Consider the following 12388-nt stretch of genomic DNA (forward strand, 5'->3'; position numbering starts at 1 on the left):
AGAACCTTAATGACCTATAGCAAGAGCTAGACGGTCAGACGCGTAGCCTTGTTGCTTCTGTTAACCAGCTCTGTTGCCGTGTACATGACACTGAACAGAATCAGCAGGATCAGGGGTACCATTGACATTCCCCATTGGCTGGCTATAAGTCCCATACCTAACGGGATGAGTGTTGAACCTGTATAGGCACTGGCCATTTCAAGTCCAATTACACTTGGGGATGCCTTCTCACCGAAGCGTTCCGGTGTCGCATGAACAATACTCGGATAGATCGGTGCTCCGCCCAATCCCACGATGAATAATGCACCTGCGGCAATCCAATACGGAATCGGCATAACCAGGATAACCAGCCCGAAGCATCCAACGATTCCACCATACCTGATGAGAATTTTGCTGGATACATGAGTGGAAAGAAAACCTGAGATCACACGTCCCAAGATGATGCCAATAAAAAATAGGGAGGATAGTGCTGCGGCAGTACCTGGGGAAACTCCTTTGCTTCCGATGAAGAATGAAGCCATCCACAGACCGGCTGCAGTTTCGGAACCGTTGTAACAGAGCATCGCAAGCATCGACATTTTCACGCCGGGGATACGTAAGGCCTCACGGTTGCTTACGCGTTTCTTCTCATCACCTGAACCCTCTACTCTTCCCTTCTCAAAAATCTTCCATAGAGACAAAGTTGATAATAAGACCACCACGATCCCAAGCAAAATCAACCCCACAGTAACGTATCCTGCACGCCAGTTGTTTGCTTGATTCAGCCAATATGCCATAACGAGTGGGCCTGTCACTGCGCCAATTCCCCAGAAACAATGCAACCAGTTCATATGCTTGGCCTTGAAATGCAATGCTACATAATTACTTAGTGCCGCATCCACCGAACCTGCACCTAAGCCGAGAGGGATCGCCAGAATCAGTAAAAACACAAAATTCTCAGAAAATGAGAATCCCAACAGCGCGATCGTTGTTGAGAGGATACTGAATAACGTGACTTTACCCGTTCCGAACCGGTGTAACAATCGGCTGGCGGACAGACTGGACACTACTGTACTAAATGAAATGATTAGCGATATGTAACCAGCCATTTCTGTTGTCGCATGTATATCGTTTTTCATAACGGACCAGGCACTGCCAAGTAAAGCATCAGGTAATCCCAGCCCTATAAATGCGAGATAAATAATGATTAACAATAACGTGACCATCTGGGTGTCTCTCCTCAGTTTGTTTAATTTCTGATTCTCATCGAACCACCCATATAATAATATTGATATTTCTATCTGTAATCTTCCTATATTTTGACTCTTTATATCAGTATTCTGATATATTCTGGCGACTTATAACCTATATCACTGGTTCAGGATAGGTATTTCTCCAAGCAAATTCTTCAAGTTAATGGCATCCCACGGCATATGCTCAGTTATCCCTAATCCAACTATATCTGTTTCTTCAGACAGTTCTTTGATCAGATGAAGCAAGTGTGGTAATTGCATGGTTCCCGCTGGTGAAAACACATAAGGTTCCCCTGGTTTGGCGAATAACAATGAACGGAACATGTTGGGATCAAGCACATCCAGATCAAGATGAATTGCCAGGTGTTTGAACCCAGTCTCTTTAATCCACTTCTTAATCGAATCCATGCCATGGGTTAATTCTTCAGTTCCAGCCGTTCGGATACCCAATCTTTGAATCACTTCGGTTTCCTGTTCCGTGGGGGTTGTCAACCCGGCCATGAAGACATGTTCGGGCTTCAAGGGGACACTCACATGTTTAGCAAACTCCGGATCGCCTTCCCCAAGAAGGTTCCCAAGCGGTAAAGTATGACCGTTGTCATAGCCCTCGTATCTAACCAGATCACCATGTGCATCAATCCATATCAAACCAAGTTCTCCGCCATATCGTTCATTTAAATAAGCAAACGGGGCTTGTTCAACCAAACAGTCACCGCCAAACATGACAATGCGATCGGGCTGGTGAGCTTGAATAATATGCTGGGCAGCCTGCAATTGCTGAAGTAGCTGTGTTCTGCCTTTTATCCCGTTCTCGCTTACCAGAGATGTTCCATCATAAGCCTCAACAGGAACATGAATGAGAGGTTGATCATTGTCAGGTGCAAGCCATGCAAGCAGCTCCGCTCCAAAAGAGTAGTTTGGATTATCTCCACCTTGCCATTGTGGCATAAGCAGACGTATTGTTTTTTGAGTCATCGTAAATCTCCTTTACTTCAAAGTAAGGTTAGTATAAACTGAGCCCAAACAAATAAATAGTACGGTCTTTTATGATAGGTACTACCCGGAAGGATAGTGTAAATGATGAGTATGGCTGAATACCACGGTAAAGTTAAAAACATTCAAGATACCCCTTTTGGATATACGTTGTCTGTCATTGGTGGCAAATGGAAAATGGTGATTATGTATCTTCTGGCTGATAACCAGCCTGTCCGCTTCAATGAACTTAAAAGACAGATCGGCGCTATCACGTATAAAACGCTGAGTTCACAGCTCAAAGAATTGGAAGCAGATGGTATGGTCGAACGGAAAGAGTATCCTCAAGTCCCTCCTAAAGTCGAGTACCGTCTGACAGCCAAAGCTGAAACGTTATTGCCCGTTTTGGAAGGACTATGCGAATGGGGTGTCCAACATCAAGAACCTTCGATCAATAATAGCGCAACGGATTGAACGCTTTTGTCTATATTTCAGATGAGATAATTGGAGTAAATGCAGTATGTAAAATGCAAAAAGTCGCCAATCGGCGACTTTTTACTTTTTCTCTTGTGTTCCTCTGTCCGTTCAGCAAATAAAAGCTGTAATTCGTAGAATTATACTTTTTCGTGTATCAGATCTTTCTGGTAGGCCAACACTCTGTCCCAATTGCCACTGAAAACAGGAATTCGATAATACCCTACACGCTCATACAGCGCTGCAGCTTCTGGTTGCAAGGGACCTGTTTGCAGTTTCAGATTCGTATAACCAAGTTCGTTCGCAAGACGCTCTGCCTCGGCCAATATAGCCTGGGCAATTCCCTTACGGCGGTAACCACTGCGTGTATACATGCGTTTAACTTCTACAGATGTTTCATCAAGGGGTCTAAGTGCTCCGCAACCAACCGGATACCCGTCGATCCTGGCAACGATAAAAGTCGCACGGGGCACCTCAACGTCTGACAGTTGAAATCCCGCCGTTCCATCACCGCCATACAACAAACCGAGTTCTTCACTCAGTTCCTTGATCAATAGTAGCGAATCCTCGCTCCGAATATCTTCAGCTGCTGCATGCACGATATGTGTCATTCCACATACCCCCTTTATCTTATTGGACTTATTGGTTTTAATGATATATCTAAATTATCATTCCCAACAGCAAGCGTCAATTCCCCCATTCATTGAATATTTCTATAAGTACACCCTATAAATACCCCAACGTATCTTATTGCCGTCTTTATTCGTTTACATAAGAAATATAACGAGCAACGATGTATATGAAATTCAACTCTCGGAGGTCTGATATTATGGAAATTTCAAAGGGAATAACGATGCTTCAGCTTGATTTTGAGGGGAATATAATTCACCCTGTGCTGATATGGGATGAAGAAATGGTTGTGTTAATTGATACCGGATTCCCTGGACAATATGACGATTTGTGTATCGCACTCGAAAAGATTGGTGTGCCGATCAGCCAACTTAAAGCAGTGATTTTGACGCATCAGGATATGGACCATATCGGGTGTCTTCCCGAGATTTTGCAGGAGTGTGGCTCACAAGTCAAGATATATGCGCATGAGCTGGATAAACCATATATTGAGGGGCAGCTCCCTCTTCTCAAAGATGGTCACCTTGAACATCCTCCAATGGGAAAAGTAGATGAAACCGTTACTGATGGTCAGGAACTGCCGTTTTGCGGTGGAATTCGCGTTATTCATACACCTGGTCATACGCCAGGTCATATCAGTCTATATTTGATGGACAGCAAGACGCTCATCGCCGGAGATTCAATGTACAGTGTAGACGGCATGCTTGGAGGCATTCATGAACCTACTACGCTGGATACAGAGACTGCTCGAATCTCTTTGAAAAAGTATATCGAACTCGACATTTCATCTGTGGTTTGTTATCACGGAGGACTAACTCATAGGAATGTAAATGAACAGATCTCAGAGCTATATAAAATGAACTAACGAATAGTTTGCTACCGATGTAGCTTCTTGCAAAAAGCTTGTAGGCGAACGCTCCCCTTCTTCAGGTTCTTTCCGTCATCTCCGTTTTGTGTAAATGTTTCGTTCAATTTATGTAGTTAAGGGTTTATTGTTTGGCATACTGCAAAATGGCTGTAGCCGCACGAATTCGCAGCTCTTCTTCTTCACTGTGTAACGCTTCTCTCAGCACCTGGAGAGCTGTCTGAATTGTGGCTTCATCTACCCCTGTTGTGAGAGAGTTCGTTGCTTCGGCTGTTATGCTGACTGCAAGACCTCGATCCAGTTGTGCTTGTGATATAGGATACTCAAACTTCGCAAGGATGGCTGAATCATTTTGCAGTGCCTGCACTTTGTCATTGAGCTCAGCGAGAGGAATACGACCCAACCATGTAACTCCGCGACGGTGACAGATCAAGTCGTTTTCTGTGCCAGCGGAATCGTCGTAATAATAATCCCCGATATCCCCAACATACGTCCATTCATCATCGCTAATTAATACATAATCTCCATCCTGCATGAGGTTAGCAAACATATGTAATATCGCGAGTGTGCTCGCCAATTCTGCTTCATCCAAGGGATAGTGTTGAACCAGCTGTTCCTTCCATAGCTCCGGGGGCGTTTGCTCCAGATCCCCTGTACCTGACCAAGCAATACCAATATAATTGTCTTCCAGAAATGATGTTACTCTGTTGATTCCATGCACGGTCGACTGGATATGATACAGGTTCATGCGTACCGCCTTCCTTTCAATCATTCGTATGAACATAGTTAACCATTGTAACATTAGCGGTGTCTATTTCAAACGTAATGATCTCTTTCCCATGTGGCGGGTTATGTGGACCGTAGAACGTTCTGACTTCCAGAACGGTTCGAAAGTTATAACCACCTTGTGTGCGCCTTTTAAGTTCCAATACATGAATATCATATAGACCGTAGCTAGGGACCGGTTTATGATTTTCCTGATAATAGCTGATAATCTCACGGGCAATGTATGGGTTGAGCATCGTAAGTGCTATTGCCTTATAGTCATCTTCCTGTACGCTCTCAGGATCTGCATATGTAACATCTGTGTGTAGGGAAACACTATTTATCATTAATATTATAGCTGCAAGTATTAAGAGAAAAAGACGTTTCTGAATTACCATACTCATCCACCTTTTTACTATTTATTATCCCGAGTGAATGCAAAAGCATACAAAATATTATTATCTATTATTTATCCTAAGCTGAGTTGGAAGGTTATTCTGTCATCGGAGTGGCAAGTGTACATACTCGTTAGTTCAACTTATATAGCGTGCACCTTTTGATATAGCCCTAGGCTATAACTAGGTATAATTTAATGGAATTACATTATAACTCCGGATCTGTGATAAATTTTGTGTAACATAAAAGCAGAGGGGTTTTAAACGATGACAAAAAGTAGTGTATTGGGATATCCGCGTATTGGTGCTGATCGGGAATGGAAGAAAGCGTTGGAAGCGTTCTGGGCAGGCAAGCTGGAAGAATCAGAATTTCACGCACGTTTGCAGGAGATTCGTATCGATCATTTGCGCAAGCAACAAGCAAAAGGCATCGACATCATTCCGGTTAATGACTTCAGCTATTATGATCATATCCTGGATACGGCCGTGATGTTTGGCATTATTCCTAAACGTTTTGCTTATGATGGTGGCTCGGTTCCGTTGTCCGTATATTATGGCATTGCCCGGGGAACGAAAGATGCCGCAGCAAGCGAAATGACGAAATGGTTCAACACCAACTATCACTACATTGTACCTGAACTGGACGGAGCTTCCCCAACTCTGACGGAGAACAAACCGCTTCTCGCTTATCGTGAAGCAAAAGAAAAACTCGGCATTGAAGGCAAGCCGGTTATCGTTGGACCGTTAACCTTCCTGAAGCTCTCCAAAGGCTATGATAAATCCGAGACGGACGCTTGGTTGGACCGTTTGCTGCCACTTTACACTCAATTGCTTCAAGAACTTGCAAGCGAAGGCGTTCAGTGGGTGCAGATCGACGAACCTATTCTGGTAACCAAATTAAGCGATGAAGACGTACAGCGTCTGAATAAAATATATGAAACATTTGCAGCAGCTGTTCCAGGCTTAAATATCATGCTGCAAACGTACTTTGAATCTGTCGAAAACTACAGCGACATTGTGGCATTGCCAGTTCAAGGTGTAGGACTTGATTTTGTACACGGACTCTCTGGTAACACACAATCCATTCGGACATCCGGTTTCCCGGCAGACAAAGTGCTTGGTGCAGGTATTATTGATGGACGTGGGATCTGGAAAGCTTCCCTTCAAACAAAACTGAATTTGTTGAATGAATTGACTGAGTTCGTGACGCCTGAACGTATCATCGTGCAATCATCTTGCAGTCTGCTGCATGTGCCAGTAACCACAGACCGTGAGGCAAAACTTACATCTGAACTGAAAAATGCTCTTGCATTTGCAGATGAAAAGCTGGATGAGATTGTTCTTTTGACTACAGCCTTATCTTCACCAAGTGCAGAGATTACTGCCAAAATAGACGAAGCAGAGCTTACCCTTCAAGCGCTTCAGCAATCCGAAGATCGAAACCGTACCGCTGTACAGAAAGCCGTTGCTTCCATCAGTGTTCAACAGCCAGAGCGCTCCCGTCCTTTTGCAGAGCGTCATGAAGCTCAACAGGCCAAATGGCAATTGCCACTCTTCCCGACAACAACGATTGGTAGTTTCCCACAATCTGCCGAAGTCAGAAAAGCACGTCAGTTGTGGCGCAAGGGTGAGTTGAACAACGAACAGTATGCTGCCTTCATCCGGGATCAGATTGATATCTGGATCAAGATTCAAGAAGAGATCGGAATTGACGTACTGGTACATGGTGAGTTTGAGCGTACCGACATGGTTGAATTCTTTGGCGAGAAACTGGCCGGCTTTGCCTTTACACAGTTTGGATGGGTACAATCATATGGTTCACGTTGCGTGAAGCCACCTATTATCTTCGGTGATGTTGCATTTACGGGTGAAATGACAGTGGAAGAAACGAAATATGCCCAATCGCAGACAGAACGTCCTGTCAAAGGCATGCTGACTGGCCCGATTACCATCATGAACTGGTCATTCGTACGCGAAGACATTGCTCGTGAGCAGATTGCCTATCAATTGGCGTATGCGTTGAGACAGGAAGTCGAGGCACTTGAACAGGCAGGCATTGGTATGATCCAGGTTGACGAGCCGGCTGTTCGTGAAGGGCTTCCGCTGAAAGAAAATGAACAAGCCGATTACCTGGCTTGGGCGGTCAAAGCGTTCCGTATCTCCACGTGCACGGTGCATGAAACGACTCAAATCCATACGCATATGTGCTATTGCGAATTCCATGACATGATTGATTCCATTGAAGCTATGGATGCAGATGTTATCTCCATTGAGACATCCCGTAGTCACGGTGAACTGATTCATAGCTTTGAAGAAAATACGTATGAGCTCGGTATCGGTCTTGGCGTATATGACATCCATAGCCCACGAGTTCCGAGTGTAGATGAAATGAGCAGCATGATTGAACGTGCCCTGCGTGTTCTTGATCCGAAGTTGTTCTGGATTAACCCGGACTGCGGATTAAAAACCCGTGGACAGGAAGAAACGGTAGCTTCTCTGCGTAACATGGTTGACGCAACCAGAATCGCTCGTAACAATCACGCTTCAGCTGCTGTATTGTAATCGACTGCGAAGCAGTATAACTTCAAAAGTAAAGCCGGACACCCCTTCGTTAAATGGGTGTCCGGCTTTTTATGCTTTTATTATTTTAGTTACTTTTAACGTACATTCATTTCACCTATAATATTGTGCGATCTTTGGCGTTCCTATCCCTTTTCTCACCACCACCCAACGATTACGACTAGATACTCTCTTCCAGCCATTGCTGCAACGGTGTATCTTCGGTCAGTTCACCGAGCAGTATGTGACGGAACTCCCCATCCCTATCAATGACCATTGTTGCGGGCAAACCTGTAATCCGATACATACCTGATATGTTGCCCGTCACATCAATGATCACCGGGAAATCAAACGCCTGGTTATCCATAAACTCACGAATCGTACCCTTCGATTCTCCCACGTTAACAAACAGGGTTGCCACGTCGGTCTGATAGTCCTGAGCAATCTGGTGAACGAGCGGCATCTCCCTTACACAAGGTGTGCACCATGAAGCCCAAAAGTTAATCATCACGGCTTTGCCCCGATAATCGGACAGTCTGACTTGTTCGCCTTCTGAATTAACCGCTGTGAACTCAGGGGCCACGGCACCAGCTTCAATGGCGTTACCTCGCTGAGATTCGGGTGTCGATACATTTTCGAAAATAGCCCATGTACCAACTAACAATGCGATCACACTAATCAAAATTGTAAGTGTACGTCTGCTTTTAAAACTCTTCTTCTGCAATAAACTCACCTTCACTTTAAACCAAGACTTTGATGAAATGCTTCATGGAGCGAACCGAATTGATCACGAAAGTCGTGAGTGGAGCCCTCTCCCACATTAAGTCCATGGTTCATGAATATCACCTGATCCGCAATATCGTCTGCAATCTCCAGCTGATGGGTCGAGAAAACGACCATGTGACCATCCTGTTTGATTCCCTTGAGCAACTGAGTTAATTCCCGCATCCAAAACGGGTCCAATCCATTTGTTGGCTCATCCATGATGAGCAGTGGAGGTTTCGACAGCACAGCCTGGGCGAATAACACACGTTGGCGCATGCCTTTGGAGAAGGTCGTAACCCGGTTTTTCTTTTGATCCTCCAAACCTACCATGGTCAGTACTTCCTGTACTCTCTCCTTGGGAACTTTCCTCAGAGAAGCCCAGAACAGAAGCATTTCCTCCGCACTCAGTCCTTGATTAAATTGATAATCGTCCGGCATATATCCAATCTGCTCTGAATAACGCTTGCGCTCCTTCAACCATCGTACATTGTTCACTGCAACCTCACCGGAGGTAGGCCGAAGAATTCCTGCGATCATACGCAGCACCGTGCTCTTTCCTGCACCATTCCCTCCACAGAGGGCAAGCACTTGGCCTGAAGTAATGCGAAAGGAGATATCCTCAACAATCGGTTGCTTTTTAATGGATTTGCACAATCCCATCACTTCGAGTCCCATCTTATCCATGAGAACGCCCCCTCTCCCAGATCGCATATACCGCCAGGACAGAGAAGGCAATCCAGAATAGGCATATCCCGATGAAGATCCAACTGCCACTTGGTTGTTGCACCCACTCCACCCATCGATAATATTCTGGTCCAAGAATGGAGCCGCCTCCCAGTTTGATGACTACAAACAATCGCACCAGCTCGGCCGGATTGATGAGCGTTAGTATAATCAGCAGCGGTTTCACCCATAGATAAGGCATCAGTCCCAGCACAGAGAGCAATAAGGTCGGCCATCCAATGACTGCGAAAAACCATACGGTCACGGATATGGTTAACGCCTGCCACCGATTGCGCGACAACGAACCGATAAATAGCGCCAACGTCAGGAATAACAACACCAGTCCACAAGAAAATGCCAGAAAGAGAAGATATGTCACGGCATCCAGTGGATTCCCGATTACTCCGCTAATAACCCCCATCAAACCGTATCCAAACGCAACAATGGTAATTAAAACAATCGACAGCCCAAGATACTTGCCCACAATAAAAGACATCGTGCCAATGGGATACGTGGACAGCAGTTGCCAGCTACCGTCTTCCTTTTCGGATGTTAGTGAGAAGGAACCGAGGAACAGCGTCATTAATGGTAAGAGGTAAAGAATGAGATTCAACATCGAACCTGTTGTGCCCGAATATCCTTCAACCAGATTCTGCGAATTCAGAAGTAACAAGCTTAAGCTAAATGTGCAAAAAAGGATCAGAAACGAATACGCCCAAGGATTGCGAAATCCCATTTTCACTTCTCGTCTTGCGATCTGTATCATATCTGACATCATTGATCACCATTTTCTATTGTCATACTTAGTGGCCTGACTCTTCTTTCATCTCACCTTCCTGATGCATCTCATTACCGTCTCCTTCTTCACCATGTCCGTGCTCATCATGCCCATGTTCACCCATCATGTCCATATTCTCTGTGTTCTGTTTCCAGTCATGAGAGGCAAGATCCTCAGCGGTCATAATGGTTCCTACACCTTGCTCTGCAATGAAAGCTTCAGCCGAGGGCTTGTCCTTAAAGTTAAGAATTCCATAGGCCATAGGTGTACGCAATGAAGCGTCGTATACATACGTGGCTTTGCTGTATTCAATCCATTCCTTGTCATTATAGTCACGTACATAGTCCATGCCGATGTTATCTGTGCCATTTTCTGTTTTCCACTGGTTCATGCAGCCGATATCATCGAACTTGTAATTTTGGCCGTCTTTCGTAGTGAGCTGTGTTGCATATGCATCGTCCTTCACCTGCATTTTACAGATCGCACAGATATCCACGTCTTCATTGATCGGCAATGCCGCGTATTTTGTTCCGCAAGCGCTTAACAGCACCATGCCAAACATAAGTACCATGAGGAATGTCCATCTTCTGTTCAAGCTTTTGTTCATTTTCGTAATACCCCCATATAGATGATTATAAAAGTTGCCATACCCAACAGAATTAACCCGAACAACCACACCACATTGGAATCTGTAGCACTTTCTACTGACATGTGCAGATCAGATTCCGTATCCATACTCATTCGTGGCGATTTGTCGGTAGTCCATTGTTCTCTGCCTTCTGTAAACAACTCACTCAGAAAGACCATACCCGGTGATTGGAAAAAGAGCTGATACGCTGAATTTCGACTGACCAGTTGCTCATAAAAAGGATTGATGGCATAGGATATTTCACTGATCCCATCCCGATTCAGATCGAGCCCCTGAAAGGAGTCCCAGTAGTTCTCCATCAGGACATTATTCGGGCTATCCAGCGCCGAAGCTTCAATGACATTAGACACCAATTGGTTACGTGTAAACTCATTAGCTTCTGCCAGAACAAGCTGTATGCCAACAAAATTCCGAAGCACCGCATTGTCATGGATCTCATTGCCCGATGACTCTGCAATATTCATGCCGACACGATTACCCTCCACCACATTGTTGTGAATTGAGGATTGATGCACGTCATACAACAAAATCCCTTGAGAATGAACATTAGTACTCTGTTTGCGAAAAGAATTGCCCGATATGACCGTATTCTTGACGCCCATAATCATGGCACCTGTCATGTTCTCCTCTCCGATATTGTCCATGACAGAAGAGCCGTCAATGTACATACAGTGGATGCCGTACCTTGTATGTAACAGCCTGTTATTTTGCACCGTAGACTTGCGACTGTTTTCCAGATAGATTCCATCCCTCATGCCAGTGATCTCATTGGCTTCAATGAAGCTATCATGGGAGTTGTACAGATCAATGCCATTGCCCTTCTGGCCACTGGAAGCAGAATCAGCCCCGGCCCACGTAATGTTGTTCCGCTGAATCGTTGCCTGACTCGAATTCCGGATGATCATCCCATACCCTTGGGTCTGAATATGCAAATCCGTGATTTCACTGTTTTTCCCTTCAACCTGAATCGCTGCGGTCTGTTCATTCGCATTATGCTCAATCGTAAACCCGCTTAACTTCACCCCATCCGACTGAATAGTTATTGTAGAAGTGGTTTCCTCATTCACGACTATGACCGTAGGATCACCCTGAATGGTGATGTTCTTATCAATCGTCACGGGTCCAGAGTAACGACCTGATGCAAGTTCAATGACTTCTCCAGGTGCAGAACGGTCAATCATAGGCTGAAGGGGAATGAGCTCACGATGTCCGGAAGAGGCCATGACTGCACCGTGCGGAAGGGATAGCAGGAGCATCATCATTCCGATTAGAAAAATGAAACCTGTAACCCGACTTTTCTTACAACTGTTGAATGTAACCAAGCCTGCCCAAGGATTACTCATAATTCAAACCGCGCAATTCCGGCTTCTTGTTACAGTTGCTTATTGCTGTGGCAATGTATTCAACGGGTCTTACGTTAATCCAAAATATACGTTGGTTGTACACACCATCCCTCCATTCCACTTAAAATCAACTCTCCATGTTCCTCATCCATTGAAGCAACGTAATAAATGAAGCGTTATCACAATCCTGATCATAGTGTACTTAAAATGATATTTATTCCATATAGCTCAATTAGGC

General features: G+C 44.9%; 13 protein-coding genes. 3 read left to right on the plus strand and 10 right to left on the minus strand.

Annotation, left to right across the window (positions count from 1 at the left end; genetic code table 11):
* Window positions 1-26: 26 nt before the first annotated feature.
* Both MHB71_RS10550 and MHB71_RS10555 read right to left on the minus strand, forming a co-directional pair.
* Window positions 27-1205 (minus strand): MFS transporter, encoded by a 1179-nt coding sequence (locus tag MHB71_RS10550; protein ID WP_340029528.1) that lies wholly within the window; start codon window positions 1203-1205, stop codon window positions 27-29.
* A gap of 144 nt (window positions 1206-1349) precedes the next feature.
* Window positions 1350-2207 carry an arginase family protein gene (locus MHB71_RS10555; protein WP_340029529.1) on the minus strand — a complete coding sequence of 286 codons (858 nt, stop codon included), beginning with the start codon at window positions 2205-2207 and terminating at the stop codon, window positions 1350-1352.
* Between the two features lie 105 nt (window positions 2208-2312).
* On the opposite strand from MHB71_RS10555, the gene MHB71_RS10560 reads away from it, so the two are divergent.
* Window positions 2313-2678, plus strand: a complete 366-nt coding sequence (locus MHB71_RS10560; protein WP_026081085.1) for a helix-turn-helix domain-containing protein — start codon at window positions 2313-2315, stop codon at window positions 2676-2678.
* A gap of 140 nt (window positions 2679-2818) precedes the next feature.
* Here MHB71_RS10560 and MHB71_RS10565 read toward each other — a convergent pair whose 3' ends face one another.
* On the minus strand, window positions 2819-3289 hold the full coding sequence (locus MHB71_RS10565; RefSeq protein WP_340029530.1) for a GNAT family N-acetyltransferase: 471 nt from the start codon (window positions 3287-3289) through the stop codon (window positions 2819-2821).
* 218 nt (window positions 3290-3507) lie between these two features.
* Here MHB71_RS10565 and MHB71_RS10570 point away from each other — a divergent pair, with 218 nt between their 5' ends.
* Complete coding sequence (locus MHB71_RS10570) at window positions 3508-4173, plus strand: MBL fold metallo-hydrolase (protein ID WP_076327648.1); 666 nt, start codon at window positions 3508-3510, stop codon at window positions 4171-4173.
* A gap of 124 nt (window positions 4174-4297) precedes the next feature.
* On the opposite strand, the gene MHB71_RS10575 is transcribed toward MHB71_RS10570, so the two are convergent.
* Window positions 4298-4921 carry a hypothetical protein gene (locus MHB71_RS10575; RefSeq protein WP_340029532.1) on the minus strand — a complete coding sequence of 208 codons (624 nt, stop codon included), beginning with the start codon at window positions 4919-4921 and terminating at the stop codon, window positions 4298-4300.
* 16 nt (window positions 4922-4937) lie between these two features.
* Window positions 4938-5285: a DUF3888 domain-containing protein gene (locus MHB71_RS10580; protein WP_340029533.1), complete on the minus strand. Its 348-nt coding sequence runs from the start codon at window positions 5283-5285 to the stop codon at window positions 4938-4940.
* A 315-nt stretch (window positions 5286-5600) separates the two neighbouring features.
* Between MHB71_RS10580 and metE the strand changes: the two genes are divergently transcribed.
* Window positions 5601-7895 carry a 5-methyltetrahydropteroyltriglutamate--homocysteine S-methyltransferase gene (metE, locus tag MHB71_RS10585; RefSeq protein ID WP_340029534.1) on the plus strand — a complete coding sequence of 765 codons (2295 nt, stop codon included), beginning with the start codon at window positions 5601-5603 and terminating at the stop codon, window positions 7893-7895.
* 178 nt (window positions 7896-8073) lie between these two features.
* Here metE and MHB71_RS10590 read toward each other — a convergent pair whose 3' ends face one another.
* Genes MHB71_RS10590 through MHB71_RS10610 form a run of 5 tightly spaced genes read right to left on the minus strand, consistent with a single transcriptional unit; the run spans window position 8074 to window position 12150 of the window.
* Window positions 8074-8616 (minus strand): redoxin domain-containing protein, encoded by a 543-nt coding sequence (locus tag MHB71_RS10590; RefSeq protein ID WP_340029535.1) that lies wholly within the window; start codon window positions 8614-8616, stop codon window positions 8074-8076.
* 11 nt (window positions 8617-8627) lie between these two features.
* On the minus strand, window positions 8628-9341 hold the full coding sequence (locus tag MHB71_RS10595) for an ABC transporter ATP-binding protein (protein ID WP_340029536.1): 714 nt from the start codon (window positions 9339-9341) through the stop codon (window positions 8628-8630).
* The gene (locus tag MHB71_RS10600) at window positions 9334-10155 is read right to left on the minus strand and encodes an ABC transporter permease (RefSeq protein WP_036608083.1); all 822 of its coding nucleotides are present in this window, start codon (window positions 10153-10155) and stop codon (window positions 9334-9336) included. The genes MHB71_RS10595 and MHB71_RS10600 overlap by 8 nt, the downstream gene beginning before the upstream one ends.
* A gap of 28 nt (window positions 10156-10183) precedes the next feature.
* Window positions 10184-10765 (minus strand): nitrous oxide reductase accessory protein NosL, encoded by a 582-nt coding sequence (locus tag MHB71_RS10605; protein ID WP_074095004.1) that lies wholly within the window; start codon window positions 10763-10765, stop codon window positions 10184-10186.
* Window positions 10762-12150, minus strand: a complete 1389-nt coding sequence (locus MHB71_RS10610; RefSeq protein ID WP_340029537.1) for a NosD domain-containing protein — start codon at window positions 12148-12150, stop codon at window positions 10762-10764. The genes MHB71_RS10605 and MHB71_RS10610 overlap by 4 nt, the downstream gene beginning before the upstream one ends.
* Window positions 12151-12388: the final 238 nt, after the last annotated feature.

The sequence above is a fragment of the Paenibacillus sp. FSL H7-0940 genome, from assembly GCF_037979415.1.
GTDB lineage: Bacteria > Bacillota > Bacilli > Paenibacillales > Paenibacillaceae > Paenibacillus > Paenibacillus amylolyticus.